Source organism: Leptospira perolatii (assembly GCF_002811875.1).
In the GTDB taxonomy this organism is placed as follows: domain Bacteria; phylum Spirochaetota; class Leptospiria; order Leptospirales; family Leptospiraceae; genus Leptospira_B; species Leptospira_B perolatii.
Genome location: NZ_NPDZ01000006.1, coordinates 137,886 through 159,057 on the forward strand (window position 1 = coordinate 137,886; position 21,172 = coordinate 159,057).

At 41.7% G+C, this 21,172-nt stretch carries 20 protein-coding genes; 14 read left to right on the forward strand and 6 right to left on the reverse strand.

The features are described from left to right. Positions 1–169 precede the first annotated feature (169 nt). The gene (locus CH373_RS11180) at positions 170–1,060 is read left to right on the forward strand and encodes an SDR family oxidoreductase (protein ID WP_100713827.1); all 891 of its coding nucleotides are present in this window, start codon (positions 170–172) and stop codon (positions 1,058–1,060) included. 113 nt (positions 1,061–1,173) lie between these two features. Next, positions 1,174–1,365 (forward strand): hypothetical protein, encoded by a 192-nt coding sequence (locus CH373_RS11185; RefSeq protein ID WP_100713712.1) that lies wholly within the window; start codon positions 1,174–1,176, stop codon positions 1,363–1,365. A 32-nt stretch (positions 1,366–1,397) separates the two neighbouring features. Here CH373_RS11185 and CH373_RS11190 read toward each other — a convergent pair whose 3' ends face one another. Beyond that, entirely contained in the window at positions 1,398–1,931 is a 534-nt protein-coding gene (locus CH373_RS11190) for an inorganic diphosphatase (RefSeq protein WP_207761467.1), read from the reverse strand. A 108-nt stretch (positions 1,932–2,039) separates the two neighbouring features. Between CH373_RS11190 and CH373_RS11195 the strand changes: the two genes are divergently transcribed. Next, on the forward strand, positions 2,040–2,408 hold the full coding sequence (locus tag CH373_RS11195) for a VOC family protein (protein WP_100713710.1): 369 nt from the start codon (positions 2,040–2,042) through the stop codon (positions 2,406–2,408). A 45-nt stretch (positions 2,409–2,453) separates the two neighbouring features. On the opposite strand, the gene CH373_RS11200 is transcribed toward CH373_RS11195, so the two are convergent. After that, entirely contained in the window at positions 2,454–3,281 is an 828-nt protein-coding gene (locus CH373_RS11200; RefSeq protein ID WP_100713709.1) for a carbon-nitrogen hydrolase family protein, read from the reverse strand. 94 nt (positions 3,282–3,375) lie between these two features. On the opposite strand from CH373_RS11200, the gene CH373_RS11205 reads away from it, so the two are divergent. Beyond that, on the forward strand, positions 3,376–3,978 hold the full coding sequence (locus CH373_RS11205; RefSeq protein ID WP_100713708.1) for a hypothetical protein: 603 nt from the start codon (positions 3,376–3,378) through the stop codon (positions 3,976–3,978). Between the two features lie 70 nt (positions 3,979–4,048). Here the strand turns inward: CH373_RS11205 and CH373_RS11210 are convergent, their stop codons facing one another. After that, entirely contained in the window at positions 4,049–6,064 is a 2,016-nt protein-coding gene (locus CH373_RS11210; protein WP_207761466.1) for a GAF domain-containing sensor histidine kinase, read from the reverse strand. Between the two features lie 511 nt (positions 6,065–6,575). On the opposite strand from CH373_RS11210, the gene CH373_RS11215 reads away from it, so the two are divergent. Beyond that, positions 6,576–9,581 carry an ATP-binding protein gene (locus CH373_RS11215; protein WP_100713706.1) on the forward strand — a complete coding sequence of 1,002 codons (3,006 nt, stop codon included), beginning with the start codon at positions 6,576–6,578 and terminating at the stop codon, positions 9,579–9,581. Further along, the gene (locus tag CH373_RS11220; protein WP_100713705.1) at positions 9,568–10,008 is read left to right on the forward strand and encodes a response regulator; all 441 of its coding nucleotides are present in this window, start codon (positions 9,568–9,570) and stop codon (positions 10,006–10,008) included. The genes CH373_RS11215 and CH373_RS11220 overlap by 14 nt, the downstream gene beginning before the upstream one ends. An 18-nt stretch (positions 10,009–10,026) precedes the next feature. On the opposite strand, the gene CH373_RS11225 is transcribed toward CH373_RS11220, so the two are convergent. Next, on the reverse strand, positions 10,027–11,223 hold the full coding sequence (locus CH373_RS11225; RefSeq protein ID WP_100713704.1) for a DegT/DnrJ/EryC1/StrS family aminotransferase: 1,197 nt from the start codon (positions 11,221–11,223) through the stop codon (positions 10,027–10,029). Positions 11,224–11,342: 119 nt separating this feature from the next. Here CH373_RS11225 and add point away from each other — a divergent pair, with 119 nt between their 5' ends. The 6 genes from add to CH373_RS11255 all read left to right on the forward strand — a co-directional run bounded on the left by add (position 11,343) and on the right by CH373_RS11255 (position 17,522). After that, complete coding sequence (gene add / locus CH373_RS11230) at positions 11,343–12,677, forward strand: adenosine deaminase (protein WP_100713703.1); 1,335 nt, start codon at positions 11,343–11,345, stop codon at positions 12,675–12,677. Between the two features lie 5 nt (positions 12,678–12,682). Continuing rightward, positions 12,683–14,029 carry an adenylate/guanylate cyclase domain-containing protein gene (locus CH373_RS11235; protein ID WP_100713702.1) on the forward strand — a complete coding sequence of 449 codons (1,347 nt, stop codon included), beginning with the start codon at positions 12,683–12,685 and terminating at the stop codon, positions 14,027–14,029. A 147-nt stretch (positions 14,030–14,176) separates the two neighbouring features. Next, positions 14,177–14,980 (forward strand): efflux RND transporter periplasmic adaptor subunit, encoded by an 804-nt coding sequence (locus tag CH373_RS11240; RefSeq protein ID WP_100713701.1) that lies wholly within the window; start codon positions 14,177–14,179, stop codon positions 14,978–14,980. Further along, on the forward strand, positions 14,981–16,228 hold the full coding sequence (locus CH373_RS11245; RefSeq protein ID WP_100713700.1) for an ABC transporter permease: 1,248 nt from the start codon (positions 14,981–14,983) through the stop codon (positions 16,226–16,228). It abuts the gene before it with no gap. A 3-nt stretch (positions 16,229–16,231) separates the two neighbouring features. Then, the gene (locus tag CH373_RS11250) at positions 16,232–16,894 is read left to right on the forward strand and encodes an ABC transporter ATP-binding protein (RefSeq protein ID WP_100713699.1); all 663 of its coding nucleotides are present in this window, start codon (positions 16,232–16,234) and stop codon (positions 16,892–16,894) included. Between the two features lie 28 nt (positions 16,895–16,922). After that, positions 16,923–17,522 carry a TetR/AcrR family transcriptional regulator gene (locus CH373_RS11255; RefSeq protein WP_100713698.1) on the forward strand — a complete coding sequence of 200 codons (600 nt, stop codon included), beginning with the start codon at positions 16,923–16,925 and terminating at the stop codon, positions 17,520–17,522. Here CH373_RS11255 and CH373_RS11260 read toward each other — a convergent pair. Then, on the reverse strand, positions 17,488–18,048 hold the full coding sequence (locus tag CH373_RS11260; protein ID WP_100713697.1) for a hypothetical protein: 561 nt from the start codon (positions 18,046–18,048) through the stop codon (positions 17,488–17,490). The two genes, CH373_RS11255 and CH373_RS11260, sit on opposite strands and share 35 nt — an antisense overlap. Before the next feature lie 388 nt (positions 18,049–18,436). Between CH373_RS11260 and CH373_RS11265 the strand changes: the two genes are divergently transcribed. Further along, a complete protein-coding gene (locus CH373_RS11265) occupies positions 18,437–19,306 on the forward strand; it encodes a sensor histidine kinase (protein ID WP_100713696.1) in 870 nt (289 codons plus the stop codon). A gap of 15 nt (positions 19,307–19,321) precedes the next feature. Continuing rightward, on the forward strand, positions 19,322–20,032 hold the full coding sequence (locus CH373_RS11270) for a LytR/AlgR family response regulator transcription factor (RefSeq protein ID WP_100713695.1): 711 nt from the start codon (positions 19,322–19,324) through the stop codon (positions 20,030–20,032). 78 nt (positions 20,033–20,110) lie between these two features. Here CH373_RS11270 and CH373_RS11275 read toward each other — a convergent pair whose 3' ends face one another. Then, positions 20,111–21,169 (reverse strand): LB_137 family protein, encoded by a 1,059-nt coding sequence (locus CH373_RS11275; RefSeq protein ID WP_100713694.1) that lies wholly within the window; start codon positions 21,167–21,169, stop codon positions 20,111–20,113. Positions 21,170–21,172: the final 3 nt, after the last annotated feature.

Below are 21,172 nucleotides of genomic sequence, written 5' to 3' on the forward strand. Positions count from 1 at the left end.
GAATGCAAAAGCTAAAAACTTTGTAGTCATTAACACTAGGAACAACAACCAGTTTTTGTAATTTCAGCACAGAGAGGACAAAATCTAAATCTTCAAAAAAAGAATCATCTATACAAGAATTTTATAAATATGACAGGTTTTGGCATGTATTTAGAATAATATGTTTGCTATGAAAGACGGTGCTCTATTGGGAAAAGTTGCGCTTGTAGCCGGTGGGACGAGAGGTGCTGGGAGAGGCATATCGATCGCGTTAGGTGAGAAAGGAGCTACGGTCTATGTGACAGGTAGGAGTTCCGCGAAAGGTCGGTCCGATCTAAACCGACCGGAGACTATAGAGGAAACTGCCGAATTGGTTACCAGATCCGGAGGAAAAGGAATACCTGTCAGGGTCGATCATACCAACGAATACGAAGTGAAAGAATTATTTGAGAAAATTCGGGGGGAACAATCCGGAAGGTTGGATGTTCTAATAAACGACATTTGGGGAGGGGAACATTTAATAGACTGGGGAAAAAAGTTTTGGGAACATGATTTGCACAATGGACTGAAGGCGGTTCGAAATTGCATCGACTCGCATCTTGTTACAAGTCGTTTCGCGCTCCCTTTCTTTGTCCAAAACCGAACCGGCTTATTAATCGAAATTACCGACGGAACGGATTATCGTTTTAGAGGAAACGTATATTATAGTTTAGTAAAGTCCTCTCTCATTCATTTGGCAGAATGTTTTGCATCGGAACTAAAACCTTACGGGGTTACGGTTCTTGCATTGACTCCTGGTTTTTTGCGTTCCGAAGCGATGTTGGACTATTTCAAAGTAAAGGAATCGAATTGGAGAGATGCCGCAAAACAGGATCCGCATTTTTTACAATCAGAGACCCCGATGTATATCGGCAGGGCCGTAGCCTGTCTTGCTGGTGATCCGGAAGTCAAGGGTCTGAACGGCCAAGCTCTGAGTACTTGGAAATTATCGGAGAAGTATGATTTTACAGACATCGACGGTTCTCGTCCGCATTGGGGAAAATATTATGAGAAGTTGTTAAACGAAGGACTAGTTTCTTAAAGTTTAAGTTGGAATAGTAAGTAGAATTGCAAATACAAAAAGTCAAAGCGTCAAGGTTTTCAGTTAAGATAATAAATATCCAAAAAGAAAATAAAAATTAGAGGGACTAAATCATGATTTTCTTACATTCAGTATTGGGCGGAATATTATATGGATCTAAAAAAGATTTTCCCGAGATTTCTCTGCCAAGTTTAACTACCGATTTTTCTCAATCACTTGGCGCTTCTAACGATCCTGTAGTAGAAAAAGCAGAGATCGATGAAAGTCTTTCTTTTGCTACGCAAATGAGAGATTCGATTGACTAAAGAGGCTTTGGCTAGGACCGGATTTGCCTGAGTTACTTAGGAAATTTTTCCTTATAGAAAGACATTGCTCTAAGGATTAGACTTTTTGCAACATCCGGTCCTTCCGGCTCTTCGACTCGCACTTCTTTCTTTTCCAATTGTTTATAGACGGAAAAAAAGTGTGTGAGTTCTGCTCTAAAAGAAGTAGGGAGCTGGGAGACGTGATCGATTCCATCGAAACTTCTGTCTCCCGAGGCCACTGCTAGGATTTTTTCATCACCTTCTCCACGATCGATCATACGCATAACGCCTATTACTCGAGAAGGTACAAGGCACAATGGAGGAACATCCTCAGAGCACAAAACCAAAATATCGAGTGGGTCTTTGTCATCTCCAAGGGTCTGTGGAATAAATCCGTAATGAGCCGGGTAATGTGCTGACGCGAATAGAACCCGATCCAATTTGATTAGTCCTGACTCCTTATCTACTTCGAACTTTGCCTTGCTCCCCGAAGGAATTTCGACGAGGGCGTTTACTTCGTGAGGGGGATTCGTCCCGGTGCTGGCTTCATGCCAAGGATGCAGTATCATAAATTGCAAGGTTTATGCTAAGAGGTGAATTAGGACAAGAAATTATTTTGGATTATTTGATGCCATTTACTTGACTAAAGCATTATTAAAAGCGAATATTCAATCATGGTCAAGACGTACGGGCTAACCCATCTGGCTATGAACGTAAAGGACCTCAGAAAATCGTTTCACTTCTACCATAGCCTTTTTGGAGTTGAAGAAGTTTACAGCACTAGTGACAGAATTGAATTTAGGACTCCGGGCGCAAAGGATGTCATAGATCTTTTGCAAGGAGATTCCCAATCCGGAACAATGGGGGGATTGGAACACATAGGATTTAGGCTTATTGATCCTCGGGATTTTGAACCTGTGGTCGCTCAAGTTGAACCGGCAGGTGGACGTATTTTAGAGCAAGGTGAATTTGCACCCGGGTGTCCTTATGCATATGTTGCCGATCCCGACGGGTACGTTTTAGAGATCTGGTTCGAACCTTAATATTCAAAAATTTTAATAAATCATTAAGCTTATTAAGCCGGTGTTTTAGTTTGTCTCCCATTCCGCGATGAAACGTCTATGTTTTAGTGAAGGCAGCTTGGAGCGGGCGCTTTTTAATCCTGCTAAATCTAAATCAGCAACGATAAGTCCTTTCTCAGTTCCTGCTTCTGCGATTATTTCTCCCCAGGGGGAAACGATCATTGAATGCCCGAATGTTTCTCTTCCTCGTATATTTTCACCAGTTTGTGCGGGAGCCAAAATGAAGCAGGAGTTCTCGATCGCTCTAGCTCTGAGCAATACTTCCCAATGCGCTTTTCCAGTCAGCCTTGTGAATGCGGAGGGCACAAAAATAAAATCAGCTCCTTTTTTTGCTAAAGCTCTGAAAATTTCCGGAAACCTAAGATCATAACAGATCACGGTAGAGATTGGTCCCCAAGGAGAATTGTATAAGGGAGGTAGTTGTTCCCCGGGGATTACAGTGGAAGATTCGCGGTAAGAAATGCCGTCTCCAGGATTCGTATCGAATAAGTGAATTTTATAATATCTGAATATTTCAGAACCGTCCGGGCCATACATGGAAGCAGTATTGAATACTTTTCCTTGTCCGTTCGGCGTGGGATATCCTCCTCCCAATAGGTGAATCCGCAATTCGCCAGATAACCTGGATAGAAAACTGCGCGTTGATTGGCAGATTAGATCGGCGCTTTCTATTTTTTGATGTTCCGGCCCGAAAAAAGAGAAGTTCTCAGGTAGTGCGACCAGAAGGCTGCCTTGCAAAGCGGCCTTCCTGATCCAGGCTTCCGCTTCATTTAAGTTGGATTCTAAATCGTGGCCACTGCTCAATTGTACCAAGGCTACTTTCAGTTTTTCCATAATTATAGAATCTTTTAGTTATGAAAAAAATGAAAGGAATTTACTAAAGCAATCTGCTTGTCGAATCGACTCCTAATTCTTAGTTTGTAAGTCTATGCCATTTTCTTTGAAGGAATTCCGCGCAATTCAAAAGTTCTGCAACGAAAAAAAACACCCTGAGAATCCTTGGGCTCTTGTCTTTCTAATTTTACGCTTTTTAGGAAGCGGAGAAGGCGCGCTCAGCGCTGTCCAAGAATCTTGGTTACGCGGATTTCCGGAACCGTTAAACGAAAAGGAAAAAACGGATATCTCCGAATTGATTTTGGAACTAACAGATTCACTATTAGAATCTTTACGAAACTGGAGAGATACTGCTGAAGAAGAAGGAAGCGAAGGGGTAATGGAGGAGATCCTTCAACTTGGAGAATCCGTCTTAATGGAAACCAAGGAGATGGGGGAATTTTCGACCATCGTTCGCGAAGAATCCCTGGAAATTCTAGAAGATCTTTGTGAAACCTGTGGTGTAGAGATTCCTAAGGCGGGCTACAAAAAAATCGACCTTGTAAAATTCGAAGATTCTGAGATCGCCGAAGAGGCAGAGGAATGGATTCTTGCATTGACTGATTTTGATAAAGCCGAAGAGGCATCGGAGCTGGAATCAGGTATCCTAGTTCTGTTTTCTAAGGTATTCTTGTTCTACACTTTTTTTGCAAATTAAGAATTTGTATATTCTGAATTTAGAATATACATTCTCTGCTTTCATTCGAATATTAAGGAGCCTTAGAAAATTACTTTCGATGGTTAGCGTAAGGTAATTTGACTGAAAATTTGGTTTCTTTGGGAGAGCTGGTGAAGTTGATCGATCCCCCGTTTTCCTCTGCGATCTTTTTGCATATACTAAGTCCCAAACCGCTGCCCATACCGCTTTCCTTCGTGGTAAAAAAAGGCTCAAAGATTTGAGATTGGATTTCTTTCGGGATGCCGGGGCCGTTGTCTCCGATTTCGACCACTAAAGAATCTCCTTGTCGGATCGTATGGATCGTGACAGTTCCTTTGAAATCCATCGCTTGTAAGGAGTTCGAAATCAAATTTGTCCAAATTTGAGAGAGTTGGTCTGCGACTCCCCAAACTTTAGAATCTGGATCGAAATTTTGGACAAAGTTTACGTGTTCCTTTGAACTATTATAATAAAGTGTTAATACAGTATCGATCTGCTCGGGAATGTTCACCACAGTAGGTTCATTGGTTCTATCTTGGTGAATGTATGTCTTTAGCGCTGATATAACTCTTTTTGCTTTAAGGGTAGCCTCCTGGATGATCAGGCTAGACCGAAATATCCCGGAGAATTCGATCGCATTTTGCACAATCCTTTCCACATCTGAGACCGATTTCTTTTCCAAAACTGAATTTACATCCTGAATCGGCAGATCCAGGTCTATTAGGTTTTCTACGAGGGCTTTTTTGTCCTTATACTCTTTTTGCTCAAAGATTGCTTGGATTTCTTTTCGTTTTCGCTTGTTCTCGGAATAGTTTGCAAAGCTCGGGATTCGTGCCCCATGTTCAAAAAAATTGGACCAAAGCTTTCGATCACATTCGTCGAATTTTGTAAATTGTTCCAGTAGAGATAGGAGGTTCCTTTCTTTAAGCGAAACGATATTTTCGTTAGAAGCTAGAATCGCGCCAAGTGGAGTATTTACTTCATGAGCAATTCCTGATATAAGCTGTCCTAGGGCTACCATCTTCTCGGCCTGCATCATCTGAGCTTGAAGATTTTGCAAGTCCTCCAGAGCTTTCACCAAATTCTCATTGGTGGTACTCAGGATTCTGTTAGCAGCTTCCAATTCTTTTGTTCTTTCTTCGACTTTCTTTTCAAGAGTCTGATTCAATCGTACGATTTCGAGCTCTGCTTTTTTGCGTTCAGAGATATCTCGCACCATTGCTTGCAGGTAAGTTTGGTCGTTCAATTTTATAAAACTGACACTGATTTCCGCGGGAAAGATACGAGAGTCTTTTGTTATCAAACTTCTTTCAAACAAATCGGACTTCCCAATATAGATCGCACTCATCTCAATCGCAGGTTGTTCCGCATTTTCTGAAGAGAAGAGCTCGGAGAACTTTCTTCCTAACAGTTCCTCTTTTTTATAACCGAGAAGCTTGCTTCCGCTCAGATTAACTTCTGCAATAGAATTATCGTCCGTGATAAGAAAGATTGCATCGGATGCTTGTTCCACCAGAGTTCTATATTTTGCTTCACTCTGATTTCTAGAATCTTCGCTACGCTTTCTTTCGATTGCAACTCCAACGATGTAAGCGCAGGAATTGATTAACATTAATTCTGGTTCTGTTGGTTTCTTCGGTTGAGAATAGTAGAGTGCGAATGTGCCTAAAACTTGCCCAGTAGAAGATATGATCGGATGAGACCAACAAGCACCGAGTTGAAAGCGTTTGGCGATTTCGACATAGTCGCTCCAAAGTGGATCCGTCTGTATATCCTGTACGATAACAAGTTCCTTTCTATAAACCGCTGTTCCGCAAGATCCAGCTGAAGGTCCGATCTGGAGTCCGTCTACCATCAAGTTGTATTCGACAGGCAGTCGAGGCGCCGCTCCGTGTCTCAGAGTTTTTCCATCAGTGTCGAGTATAAGGACGCTCGCTCGTAGATCCGGCTTGTATTCTTCGATTGCAGTGATAATCGTCAGCAGGATTTCATTGAGCGGTTGTCCGAAGGAAAGCTTCTCGATAATATAGAAAAGTTGCTTTAACGGAAGCTCTAACTTAGAATATTCACTATGTCCCTCATCCATGTTCGAAACTAAATTAAGTTTAGTAAGAAAGTTTGAATTTTTAAGCCGCGGACCTTTGTCTGGGTTTCGAAATAAATTATAGATAAAATTGAAAAATTTCATCTGAAACGAACCCTCAAAAAAAATTCCCAATTCCTATCCAAATTCTCCTTAAGGTCGCGGGTTTGGCGCCAAGGAATTGCCCACTTTCTACTAAAATCTTATATTTCTCAGGAGATTATGCAAGTAAAACCTGGTGCAAAATTTCCGAATAGTCTGCGGTCTAAATTCGAAAAAACTGATCCATCTCTGCGTTAGTGCTCTTTACCTAGCTAAAAAGAAAATCAAGATTCTCTGATATAGTCGTTAAGTAATTAATTTCTAAGGTTCCGGCACCTCTGAGCAAGTCTGGCTTTCAAAGGGCTGGCTCCAAAACTGTGCCAGTCCATTCGGTTTTTTAAGCCTTCTTCGAGGAAAAAGTTGTCATTTATGTGTTATTAGTGTAGCTTTTCTGGGATATGCAGGTGGCCGTATGAAAGAGGAACTGAAAATCTCGGATAAAGCTCGGGTGGCTGATCCTAAACCTTTGCCTAGCTTAGAAAAGATGCGGGACTTAGTAAAGGAGATGGACTGGTCTAAAACTCCCCTTGGACGCCGCGAATCATGGCCACAAAGCTTACGCACGTTAGTTGAGCTGTGTTTAGATTCCAAGTTTCCCGCTGTAATATTTTGGGGGGAGCATAGGGCACAAGTTTATAATGACGGTTATAGAATTATTTTGGGTGAAAAGCATCCCAAGGCCTTGGGACAGAAAGCCTCGGATTGCTGGTCGGAAATTTGGGACCTGATCAGCCCGATGATGGTAAACGTTTTTTCAAGCGGCGAGGCAGTTTGGGTAGAGGATTCACAATTTTCAGTCGAACGAAACGGATATCTAGAAGAAGCTTATTTTACTTTTTCGTATACTCCGGTTCGCGACGAAAGCGGGGATGTCGGTGGAATATTCGAAACTGTCGCCGAAGTAACTTCTCAGATTATTGCCCAGCGTAGATTAGTCGTTTTACGCGGATTAGGTGCGCTGGATACTTCCCAGAGGTTGTCCGATATTTGCAATTCTATAGTCGACTTACTTAGCCAGCATTCGACGGACACACCATTTTCCATATTATATTTATTGGATGAAAGTTCCAAGGAAGCGCACCTATGTGGAGTTTCTGGAATTTCTTCCGGAACCGCGGCTTCTCCCAAGTCGATCGATCTAAATAGAGATAAGGTTTGGAATTTACGAGAGGCTTATGATTCTAAAGATTCACTAGTTATAAAAAATCTGAATCAGCAATTCGGTCCTCTTCCCGGTGGACCTTGGCCCGAACCTTCTAATACTGCTGTAGTAATACCGATTGAAAATACGAATCAGAAAAAACCTTTTGGGTTTTTGATTCTCGGAGTCAGCCCAAGAAGAGAGTTAGATGATAACTATTTCGACTTCTTAAAGTTAGTCGCTCAAAATGTGTCCCGCTTACTTTCTGCAGCGGATGCTTACGCGCAGGAAAAACTGAGAGCGGAGAAATTGTCCGAGATCGATCAGGCAAAGACCGCATTCTTTAGTAATGTCAGTCACGAATTCAGAACCCCGCTCACACTGATGCTCGGGCCCATCGAAGATGCACTTGGATCACACGATAGAACTTTAAGTTCGGATTTATTGCATATGGTCTATCGAAACGCTCTTAGATTGATGAAACTAGTGAATTCACTTTTGGATTTCTCAAGAATCGAAGCGGGAAGGGTTGACGCTTCCTATCAAGCAACCGATTTGGCGATGCTTACAAGTGATCTTGCCAGCGCATTTAGATCGGCTATAGAACAAGCTGGAATCAAGTTGGAGCTGGATTGTCCTCAGCTTTCGGAACAAATTTACATAGATCATGATATGTGGGAAAAGATCGTCTTGAATCTTTTGTCCAATGCGCTCAAATTCACTTTCGAAGGCTCCATTGGAGTTTCTCTTTCATTAAAAGGAAATCACGCAGTTCTCCAGGTTAAGGATTCTGGCGTGGGAATTCCTGCAGAAGAATTACCCCATTTGTTCGAAAGATTTCACAGGATTCACGGAGCCAAGTCCAGAACTCACGAAGGATCAGGCATAGGCTTGGCGTTAGTTAATGAACTTGTAAAATTGCATGGAGGAACTATAGAGGCAACTAGCAAAGTGAACGAGGGAACGACGTTTACGATTTCTATTCCTAGAGGATTTGCACATCTTCCAAAAGAAAATGTACGAAATAAAAGCCATTCTGATTCGAAAGGAAGACGAATTACCCAGTTTGTGGAGGAGGCTCTGAGATGGTCTACGTCGACAAGCGAGCATCATGAGGTCAACGGGATAGATAGCGTGCCCTTGAAAGCACAGGATAAAAAGTTACGTATTCTAGTCGCCGATGATAATGCGGATCTTCGGGAATACATAACGAGCTTATTAGATAAGATTTATGAAGTGGATGCGGTTCCTGATGGTTATGCCGCTCTGGAATCGATTCTATTAAAAAAACCTGATTTAATTATTAGCGATGTGATGATGCCCAGGTTGGATGGATTTGGACTCCTACGAGCAGTACGAAACGATACACATACGATGGATGTTCCGCTTATCTTATTGTCAGCGAGAGCGGGAGGAGAATCGGCGATCGAAGGTCTGCAAGCCGGCGCAGACGATTATGTGTTGAAGCCCTTTTCGGCAAGGGAGTTGATCGCCCGGGTCAAGACACACATTGAACTCTCGCAAATGAGGCAGAAATGGACTAGGGAACTTGAGAAAAGAACGGAAGAACTAGCCGCGCTCAACAAAGGGTTAGATGCATTTTCGTATTCAGTCTCGCATGATCTAAGGGCTCCCTTACGGGCGATTATAGGTTATTCGGAAATACTATTCGAAGACTACGGAGATAAGCTGGATCCAGAGGCAGGTCGTTTAATCGAAATCATTAAGAGCGGCGCCTTCAAAATGAGCAGATTGATCGATGACATTTTGACTTTCTCTAGACTCGGCAGAAATCCAATATCAAAAAGCGATATCGATATGTCGGCAATCGTTCGAAACGTATTCGATGAATTGCACGGACAGCAAGGTGGCAGGGAGATAGAACTAAGGATGGAACCTCTTCCATTGGCCAAGGCAGATCGAGCAATGATACAGCAAGTCTGGACAAATCTTCTGTCAAATGCACTCAAATACTCGAGTATGAAACCGAAGACGATCATTGAAGTCGGAAGTAGAATCGGAGACGACGAGCCTATTTACTATGTAAAGGACAATGGAGTGGGTTTTGATATGAAATACGCTGACAAACTGTTTGGGGTATTTCAAAGACTGCATGGAAGCGAACGTTTTGAAGGCACAGGGGTAGGCTTGGCTTTGGTGGATACTATCGTCAGGAGGCACGGAGGGAAGGTCTGGGCTGATGCCAAGGTGGACGATGGAGCCACATTTTATTTTTCTCTTCCTGCTCACGAGGATATTTCCGATGCAACTGAATGACGTAGAAATACTATTGGTAGAAGATGATCCTTGGGACGCCGAGCTCACTATAAGAACATTAAAAAAGTATAATACTGCGAATAAAATTCATCACGTTAAAGATGGAGTAGAGGCTTTGGATTTTTTGTTTGCCGAGGGTAATTACTCCGATCGAAACGTCAATTCTTTGCCGAAAGTTGTGTTGCTGGACCTAAATCTTCCTCGGATTAACGGTCCCGAAGTGTTACAGAAGCTAAAATCGGACGACCGAACTAAATCGATTTCAGTGGTCGTGCTTACTTCGTCTAACGACGATTCTGATTTGCAAAAATGTTATTCACTGGGAGCAAATAGCTACGTGATCAAACCAGTCGAATTCGATCATTTTTCCAAAGCTGTTGCCGAGCTAGGGTTTTATTGGGTCCTGATCAACAAAACCCCCTCTTGAGTAATTTTTCAGGACGCTTTATAGGTTTTCGAAAATATCGGAGACAGCGGCGATAACATCGTCAACGTCAGAATCGGACATTCCGGGAAAGAGTGGAAGGGAAAGTGTGCGTCTATACATTGCATTTGAGTTTGGAAAGTTCTTTTTATCCATTCCAAATCTTTGATAGAAAGGATGTTCGTATAGAGGAATAAAGTGGAGGCTAGTTCCAATATTCCTTTTTTTTAATTCAGCACAAAGGATGTCGCGGTCGATCTTGTCTGTGACTCTATCCACTTCTACTCGAAATAAATGCCAGGAGTGCTCACCATTTTTCATCGGCGAAGGGAGATGCAGAAATGGAAGGTCAGAGAATTCAGCAAGATATCTCTCCGCAATCCACTTTCTTCTTTTCCAAAGTTCTTCGGCTTCGGAGAGCTGTACGATTCCAATTGCCGCAGCAATATCGGTCATATTATATTTGAAGCCGGGGGAAACTACTTCATAATACCAGCCAGGACGATCATAGGTTTCGCGGTTGACTCCGTGTAATCTCATCAGTCTCATCCTTTCCGCAAAGTGAGAGTGTTTGGTCGTCACCATTCCGCCTTCACCGGTCGTGATTCCCTTGGTCGCATAAAAGCTGAAGACAGTAAAGTCTCCGTGAGTTCCTACTTTCTTTCCGTTTAAGGTTGCAGGGAAAGCATGAGCCGAATCTTCAATAACGTATAAATGAAATTCTTTTGCGATTTCATTTAACGAATCCATATCGCACATAGCGCCTGCAAGGTGAACCGGCGTGAACGCACGGACGGTTTTTCCGGTAAGTTTATGAATCAGATTTCCTTTTGCGTATACGCACTCTCTCTGGATCGCGGATCTTAATGTTTCTGCGGTCATTAGATTCGAGGTCGGATCGACATCAGTAAGAATCGGTTCTGCGCCAAAATAGCAAACGACCTCGGCGGTCGCCGTAAAAGTGACAGCGGGTACAAAGACAGCATCCTCGGAGCAGAGCCCGATCGATTCAAGAGCTAGATGCAAACCGGCGGTCGCGGAATTTAATGCGATGGCGTATTTTGCACCTGTGTAGGCCGCGAATTCCTGTTCGAACTCCTTGACCTTTGGCCCAGAGGTGATCCAACCGGATCTAAGGACCGAGACCACTTCCTCAATCGCTTTTTCTGAAATCAGTGGAAGTGCAAAAGGTAGGAACGTCTTTCTCGCGGTAATCATGCGACAAAATCCTCCGAATCTCTTTCAAGGATCGGAAGAATTTCAGAAAAGATGAGGGGAAAATCGGAACTTTCTTTTTAGGAATTGAAATCCGGAAAGGATTTCTCTATCCTGCTCCCGTGGGTTTGACTTTCACCGAAATTTTGGAGAGAATTCGAATTCTCGATCGTGACGTCAGTGAACTGAATCGGTTGAAAAGCCGACTGCCGGCTGACAGACCGTATTCTTCTTCACTTCAAATTTCCTTTGATAAGCAGATAAATAATCTATTAAACGAACGAATTCGATTGCTCGAGTTAGAAATCGAATCGCCGCCTTCTTGGCTTTTGGGAGATTCCGAGGCACACGAGGCCGGAAAATCCACCGGTTCTGCGCTCTTAGAACCTGCCGATCTTAGTCGGCAAAAATTGCAGGACCAAGATGTGATCAGCTTCATTCGCGAACTTCCCAAGACGGAAATTCACCTGCACCTAGAGGCCTGTGTAAACAAAGCGACCATGAAACAGTTAATGGTCAAAAATGGGATCAGTCTTTCGGATGAGGAATTCGAAGCTAAATTCAATTTCAAAGATTTGAATGGTTTTATCCAACTATTCTTCTTCATACAAAGTCTAGTAAAAGGATCAGATGACTTTTCGTATTTCGTCGCAAGCCTTGCGGAATACATGAGAACGAACAATATTCTATATTCAGAAGTTTTCTTTGCTCCTTCCAAATTCATCCAAAATGGATTGGATTTTGAAGAGATGGTGGATCATCTCGTGGAGAGAATCCGTGAAGAAAAAGCTAAGGATGGAATTGAAATCAGAATCCTAGTCGATGTATCGAGATCCTTCGGTCCGGAAAATGCGATGAACAATCTAAATCGCGTACTTAAACTAAAACACAAGGAAGTGATCGGAATCGGATTAGGCGGCGCAGAGTTGATGGGGCCTGCCCGCGATTACGCGGATGTTTTCCGAAAAGCAAGAGAAGCGGGCTTGAGAGTAGTCGCGCATTCTGGCGAAGATGACGGACCTTGGGCAATCTGGGAAGCCGTGGAACTTTGCAAGGCAGAAAGAATCGGACACGGAACTTCTGCCATCCAAGATCCCGAGTTGGTAAACTATCTGCGGGAAAATAAAATACCGATCGAGATTTGTGTGACGTCTAACGTGTTCACCGGGAAGTATGTAAGAAAAGAACAGAACCATCCGGTTCGGTACTATTATGATCAAGGGCTCCCGCTTTGTATCAACACAGATGACCCAGAGATATTTAATGTAAATTTAACATACGAATATTTTAAACTCTGGAGATTTTTGGACTTCAGCTTGGATGAGATTGTCGACTTAATCCGCCAAGGTGTATTTGCGACATTCCATCCACAAAAAGAAACGCTTTGGAAGGAAATGGAGTCAAGGATCAACAAGGTAAAAGAAAAATATGGAATCTTAGAGTTGGCCGAAGTATAAGGCCAATGAAATGGATCGGATTGATAACTAAGTTCTGCAAGCGCGCAACAGCTGTTTGGCGAAACCTTCTGAACATCGGAGTTGTTCCAGGCGAAGAACCGAGGTATATCGTCGCGACAAATGCGGTGGTATTCGTTACGAGCATATTCACAGTCATCTACTATATTTTATTCACGGCGGTTGGCTTAAGGTTTCCCGGTTGGATGTTTATACTTTGGGGATTGAATATAGCGTGTTATTCGGGAGTAATTTGGCTGAATGCAACCCATAGGCATCGCTATGCTCCGGTTTTACTTGCAGTAGCAGGTTGGTTACAGTTACTGCTCATTTCCAGAATATTACCGACAGGAGCTGGTCTAGATTTATATATTATAGCGAGCTTCTTCTTACCCTTTTACATTTTCCCAGCAGAAAGAAAGGTCGCGATTGCTTTGGTGGAAATCGCTCTCGCTATCTTGATGGCACTTTCTCAAATATTGCGATATTTCTTTGAACCAATCCTTCATTTGGAAGGGCTTCTATTAGATTATTTTTATTTTACTAGTATTCTTTTGGTAATCATATGGTTGAGTTTTCTCGGAAACGAATTGTCCAAGAGTGCATGGGAAGCCGAAAGGAGATTGAAAGAAGAAAAGGAAAAAGCGGACCAATTATTACTGAATATTTTGCCAAAAGAAACGGCAGACGAACTAAAGCGACACGGGATTTCTAACCCTAGACTAATAAAGTCTGCAACTGTTTTGTTTACAGACTTTTATGGTTTCACAACGATCGCCGAAAAACTATCCCCAAACGAACTTGTGCAGGAACTCGATGCCTGCTTTCGCGAATTCGATTCCGTTACTGAACAGTTTGGATTAGAAAAACTGAAAACGATCGGCGATGCATACATGTGCGCAGGCGGTGTTCCTTCTTATCGGGGTTCACACGCGGTCGATAGCATCCTCGCGGCGATGAAGATCATAAGAAATTTGGAAAAGATTTCAGGTCGAACCAGGACTGCAAAGTCCCACACTTGGCAAGTTCGCATCGGAATTCATAGCGGACCTTTAGTCGCTGGAGTCATTGGCGCTCGCAAATTTTCTTATGATGTATGGGGTGATACAGTCAATCTAGCGAGTCGCTTAGAGACCGCAAGTGAGCCAGGCAAGGTGAATGTAAGTAAGGACGTGGTTAAATTAGCTGAGCCTTTCTTTCGATTTAGATCCAGAGGAAAGTTGCCCGTGAAAAATAAATCAAATACACAGATGTACTTTTTGCTCGGATTAAAGCCCGGGTTTCACATGCAGTCGGATCCTTGGGAGCCAAATGAGAATTTTTGGAAGGAATACCGTAAGCAATTTGCAGAATAATTTCTAATAAAATAAAAAATTGAGAGCGTTTTATCTGCTATAGCAGATTTTTTTGGTAATTTTATCCTCTGGTAAACTGAATGACAAAAAAATAGTTTACTTCTTCGGGATTTTGTGCCCAGGCTGGTTTTGAGGACAAGAAGAAGCATGCTGTTAGAGAGAATCCAGTTTATTCAACAAAAACCAAGAGTTCTACTTTTGGGGCTTCTGATATTTATAGTTCTTCTTTTCGCATTATTTAGTATTTTAAGAAAACCTAAAGAACGAGTCGTAGAAGTGATTAACGGCTCCTTGATAGATTCAGTTTATGGACTGGCCACTGTCAATTCCTCCCAAGTCTATCATCTAAGAGTGGCAATACCTTCTACTTTACGAAAAATTTATGTAGAAGAAGGTGACCGAGTTTCTCGGGGAGCGCCGTTGGTGGAATTCGATAGTTTTGGTCGAATGAATTCTCCAATCGACGGAGTAGTAACGAATATCGCTTTTGAATTGAATGAATCTGTTGTTCCGCAGGTGCCAATACTGACCGTCACCGATTTGCAAAAACGCTATCTACTTGTTTCTCTGGAAGAAAAAGGAGCGGTAAAAGTTAGAAGAGGTCAATCGGTAAGGATCCGCTTTGAGGCGTTAGGCGATAAAATGTTCAAGGGAAAAGTCAAATCGATTTATCCAGCAGAAGGCCAGTTTCAGGTCCATATAGTATCCGACTTTTTTCCGGATGAAATTCTGCCTGGTATGACCGCTGACGTAGCGATAGAGACCAGTTTAAAAGAAAACGTTACACTGGTTCCAATTAGCGGAATAAAGTCCGGGAAAATTCGAGTCTTAGAAAAGGGAAAGGTTAGTGATAGACAGATTCAGATAGGATCATCTAACGGGGAATATGCGGAATTGCTCTCTGGGGATATAAAGGAAGGAGATCAGGTTCTTGTATCCGAGGAGAATTAGATGTTCTTTATAGCATTAAGGCAAATGTCTTCCAGAAAAAGGCAGACAATTTTAACCTTACTCGGAATCGTTCTCGGAGCCACTGCCTATATCGTGATCTCCGGAATTATGCTTGGATTGCGCGAATACTTGGTCGATCAGCTGGTCAACAACGACGCACATGTAAGAATTTCTTCTAAAGTACAAATCATCAGTGAACACGACTTCGACCAATCTTTATTCTCAAATAAGGAAATTCCAGTTTGGTCACTACCTCCTTCCGGTCGACGAGATAGCGCTCAAATAGAAAACCAATCAGGATGGCTATCGAAAATCTCCAAGGACGAAGAAGTAGAATCCAGTTCTCCTCAGCTTCAAGTAAAAGTGATTTTTCGAAGGGGAAAGATTGCAGAAGCTGGAAGAATTGTGGGGGTCTATCCGCAACAGCAAACGAAAGTAGCTAGAATCAAGGAAAACATAATCTCCGGAGATTTTTCGGACATAGATGAGAGCGGAAACAAGCTCATCATTGGTGAAGGTTTGCGCCAATTACTAGGGACTCGAACTTCAGAAACAGTGTATCTTAGCACAGGCAAATCGAATCCGGTACCTTTTCGGGTTTCTGGAGTATTTCAAATGGGAAACAAGGCTGTGGATGATACAACCGCCTATGCATATTTAGGTGACGTCCAGTCTCTGAATCAGACACCAAACAAGATCAGTGATATTGCAGTAAGACTCAAAAACGTCAGAAGTGCAACTATAAAAGCCAAGCAGTGGGAAAAGGCAGGGGACGTAAAAGTCCAGAGTTGGGAGGAAGTAAACGCTACCTTCATATCTCTTTTCAAAATGCAGGACGCAATTCGGTACGCTTTAGTCGGTACTATTCTGTTAGTTGCCGGATTTGGAATATATAATATTTTAAATATAGTTATTGGGCAGAAGAGAAGAGAAATAGCCATACTTAGATCGATCGGATACGAAGCCAAAGATATACTCGTAATCTTTCTCATTCAAGGATTGATTCTTGGAGTAGCAGGAGGATTGCTCGGAATGCTGTTGGGACATTTGATTTGTAGGCGTTTAGAGCATGTCGCATTCTCAAACCCTCTGATGCAAACTAAGTCCGGAATGATGGTGATTTCCTTCGAGCCGAGCATCTATATGCAAGCCTTTTTGTTGGCATTTATTGCGACTCTTATCGCAAGTATTTTTCCGGCCCGTTCCGCAAGCAAACTGTCGCCGATTGAAATCATACGTGGAGATTAAGAAGTGGCTATCGTTCTAAATGAAGTCTGGAAGAGTTTCGGCAAACCTGCCACTGATGTTATTAAGGGAATCAACTTAAGCATCAAGGATGGAGAGTTTATTTCTCTGCTGGGCAAATCCGGCTCTGGCAAGAGTACATTGCTTTATGTGACTAGTAGTTTAGATGATCCGAGTCGCGGATCAGTCGAGATAGACGGAAAGAACCTGAGTAAATGCAAGGAATCAGAATTGCACTCGTTTAGAAACAAACATATGGGCTTTGTCTTTCAGTTTCACTATCTTTTGCCAGAATTTACCGCACTGGAAAATGTTTTGATGCCAGCAATTAAAGCCGGATCAGAAAAGAACAAACGAGAAGAGGCGATGCAATTATTGAAGCGATTTGATCTAGGCGATCGAATGGATCGACTGCCATCACAACTTTCCGGAGGTCAAATGCAAAGGGTTTCGATTGCACGAGCTTTGATCATGAATCCAAAGTATATCTTTGCCGATGAACCGACAGGAGCGTTAGATTCGGCCAATGCAAAAATCGTTATGGAAATATTAAAAGACATCAACAAAACGGAAGGCGCCACGATCGTTCTTGTGACTCACGATGAGGATTTTGCAAACATGACAAAGAGAAAGGTTCATTTGGTGGACGGAAAGATTGCGTCAAAGTGAATAGATATGAAAGTTTTCGGATGATTGTATGATAGAAAGAATATTGGAGAGAACACTTCTACTGTTTTTATCTTCCGGTTTTTCAAAAACGAATACGGACGATATTTCCAGCCATATCGGAATCAGTAAGAGAACCCTATACAGATATTTCGAAACCAAGGAAAAATTGATCGACGCGGTTTTTTCGTACATGCGTGAGAAGGTAAAAGCCAAATTCGATACAGTGCTTTCGGAGACTACCAAGGAGCCCTTCGATCGATTCAAAACTTTACTGTTCTTTGTATCCGATTTAGGATCAAAGATGTCCAAATCCTTTGCGCAGGATGTAGAAAAAGCTAGGCCGGATATTTACGAAATGATGAAGAACTTTCGAAGAGAACGAATTAAGAGTATGACCGGGTTGCTCAAGGAAGCACAAATTAAAAAGCAAATCCGTTCTGATATAGATCCTGAATTGGCAGTAGACATACTATTGGCAACAGTCGATGGGATACTGAATCCGACATATCTTGCAAACAGCAAGCATTCAAATCTATCCGCATTCGAGGCAATTATTTCCATTTTTTTGGAAGGCCTTGAGGAAAAGTCAAAGATTAGTCATTATGCTCTTCGTGAACAAGCTGAATAGAATGCATTGATCCTTCGCGAAACTTTAAAGTAGAATTCTCTCGCGAAAGGATTAAGGATCTTTCCTCTTTTGAAAGCTTTCCATAAAAGGATCTGCCGTCCTTCAGTTCCAAGACGACAGGAATAGCAAATTCAGATTGTTGGTTCTTCTGATTTTCTACCTTTCTGTTTAAACCCCGAGTCGATTCTATCAAAGAAATATTTTTTTCTTTTTCATAAAGGAAGATAGTCAGTGTAATTAAAAATGAAGCAAACAAGGCGGTCCAGGGGAGAGATTTCTGAAAAAAATTAAATCGAAATATTCTCCTACTCGGTGAATTGATCTTGAGTGACCCTTCTTTCCATTCTGAGAATAAATTAGAGAAATCTAAATAATTCGCATACTTCTTGATTAAGTCTGGTCTCCTCAGGAAAATATTTTGAACATTTTTGCTCTGGTTTTCGCTCAATTCTGATTGGATTGATTCCACACAGAGCATAGACAATAACTCGAATTCATCTGGGTCTGGCCTTATCGTATTTAGCATGGGTAATTCTCATTTTTCCTCATAAGATTTTTGCTTAAGATCGCTTCGTTTTCGAGTTGTATCTGACTTTTATTTTTAATTCCAATCTTTGTTCATTACGAGCGTTCATAATAAATATTTTATAAAGTATTTTAATCATTTCTCATGAAATGTTTTTATTGTTAAGTATTTATTACTAAAAAAATAAAATACAAATATTACAATCTTAAAATATACTATTTTTTTTCGACGGAACCATCGCGATGAACCCGGAATAAAGAATTGATTATAAGGAATGAAAAAATGGATCAATCCAGAGTTTGGAAAGAAAAGTTATATTCTAATCCTAAATATGGAAGGAATATGATTCTCGTCCAGAGAATGAAATCCCTGGGTTTTTATCTTCGAAATGACCGATCGTATGCAAAAGGAGAATATAGGAAAACTAGGTTCTTCGGTTCCAGGAGTAATAGTTATCAAGGGTAGGTTTTTTGCAATTCCGAGTTTCATTTTGGTTTTTGTGCTCGGTACACTAGGAGTGATTCGCGGAGATATAAATATATATCTTTGGATGTTTGTTCTGTTTCTCCTTGGGTTCGTTCTGATTTACCTCGGACCGAATCGAAAAGCTTCGTTCCAAAATTCTATATTCGCCTCTTTTCGCTCTCGTAGGAAGAAAGAATCTTATTTATCTAACCAGAGTGACGGATACCAACTTAGAATGGCTCCTCACTTTCTGTTTAATTGTCTGATGACTCTGAGGATTTTGATCGATCAGGGTAATTCTGAGGCAGCAACAAGCTATCTGGATTCTTTGGGAGGTAGTCTACGCTTTCTCTTTAGATACTCCGCATTAAAGTTTGTCACTTTGAAGGAAGAGATCGATTTTACTTTAAATTATATTGAATTACTAAAATCGAAATACCGCGGAGGTATTTCGATTCGAATCTCGAATCTCTCTTCTATAAGTTATGACGAATGGGAGGTTCCTCCTTTTTCCGTACAGACACTTGTGGAGAATTCCATTAAGCATAATACCTTTTTAGAACACGCTGACCTTAAGATAGAAATATCCTTAGAACAAGTCGCAAACGGAAAAATCAAGATAGCAGTCCGCGACAATGGTAAAGGTTCAGTTTTGACGCCGGACCTATCCGGTACATTAGGGAATCTTTTTGATAAGATTAAAGGAAACAATCCTGAGGCGAATATAAGTATAGCAAGTGGGAATGGAAGGGGCTTTGAAGTTTCTTTCGAAGTCGTTTCTAAAAGCAAGTAGGAGGTTAAGAAAACTATGAGCGGACATAAGGCGGTGATTATCGAGGATAACGCTGAAATATCAAGGTTCTTGGAAGCAGAGCTTCAAAGGGATGGAAGGTTCGAATCGATTACTACGATCGATGACGGAACCGAGGGACTTGATGTTCTGATGAGGAGTAAGGTGGATTTGGTGTTGATGGATGTGGAACTTCCCGGGATGTCGGGCTTCGATATCCTGAAGAATCTAGTGAATCCACCTTACGTAATTTTGGTCACTGGTTATGACAGCTATGCGAAGGAAGCTTTTGACTATGGCACCATCGATTACGTTTCGAAACCTGTGAATCCTGATAGATTGGCAATATCACTGGATCGAGCTCATGCATTGATTGCAAAATCTATGACTGGAGATAAGCAGATAGTTCTGGATACCTTAGGGACCACTTTTAAAGGCGTAAAAAGGAATATCTTCGTGACCTTTTCAAATATAGTATACATTTCATCGAACGCAAAGCATTCGGTCTTGCATACTATTAATGATCAAATCGAAGTAATCGGAACCTTAAAGGACGTAGAGTCCAAGCTACCGATTTCTAGGTTCAGAAGGGTCCATAAGCAATTTGTAATTAATATGGAATATCTTTCTCATATTGAATACTTTTCCGGCGGATCCCATGTGGCGTATCTGAAAGATGACGAAAAAAGCCAGATTCCGGTTAGCCGAATCTACTTGCACGAAATTTGATATATTCCGATGTCGTTGCATGGTAAATCTTTTCTTTTCTATACTGGATTTAGGATCGGGTTTGGAGGAAGGGCGCCTTCAGAAGGAATGGCTGAGCGAAAATGATATTTGGGAGAGGCCAAACGGATTCTCGAAGACCTTGGGTCCTGAAGAGTTTGGCCTCTCTAACTTACCTATCTCCGGGGTTACGTAAAACGATAATTTTACCGGTAGATTCGGCTTCCATAAGAGAATATCTAATGAGTTTACCAAAAATAGAAATGCGATGCCAGCGAGCAGTCCATGGTTGTTGTTATAATGCTTTGAGTAAGTTTCGTAATTAGAATAGTTCAACATCAACAAAGATTGATTGAATAATAGAAGCTGGTCCAATCTCTCCTCATCTTTTTTCCTTTCCTGCCTTCCTCTTGAATATTCGTAACCTGCAGCAATTGTAAGGCTTGTAAGCAATGAAACGTAGCTGATTCCAAGAAATTGATCCCGACGCCTGTACTGATAGGCTCCTGGTAAAATAAAATCCGAGAAAGAATATTGATTCGAATCCGGCCCAACCTTTGGCTCATCCTCCTTGCGATGCACGATGGATTGAATCTGATTCCGAGTAATTGCATAAGTTTTCTTCGAGACGTTGAATAGTAACTTGTTCTTTGATATTGAGGTAACCGTCCCGGTAGAGATAGAACCGTTTTTAAGTTTTATCGAAAGCTTCCAGCCAGGTTGCAGATTTTTGAATGGATTTAAACTGTCCTTTGGCTTGATTTCGAATTCTCTAATTTCCTCAAAGCTAAGAGTCTCTATCGATTCAGTTTTTGGTTCTGATAAATATAGTTTTCCGGATGTATCGGACGCATAAAGTTCTTTCTCGCAAATCACTGTATCGTCCGAACGGGTTTGGTAACAGAATGAGTCACCCTCGAATCCAAGTACGATATTCGTAATGCTCGAGCCGGCGATTTTTTCATGTTCGCCATCATTTTCTATTACAACATGCTCTTCTCCATACTCTTTTACTTTGCCTAAAAATATTCTGCCGTCATTCAAATAGATGACATCCGCGTAAATACTCTTGGATAGGAACAAGAGAACCGTTATGCTAATGAAAAAAGTTCTGGAGATAATTGCGGTTACTCTACTCATTTT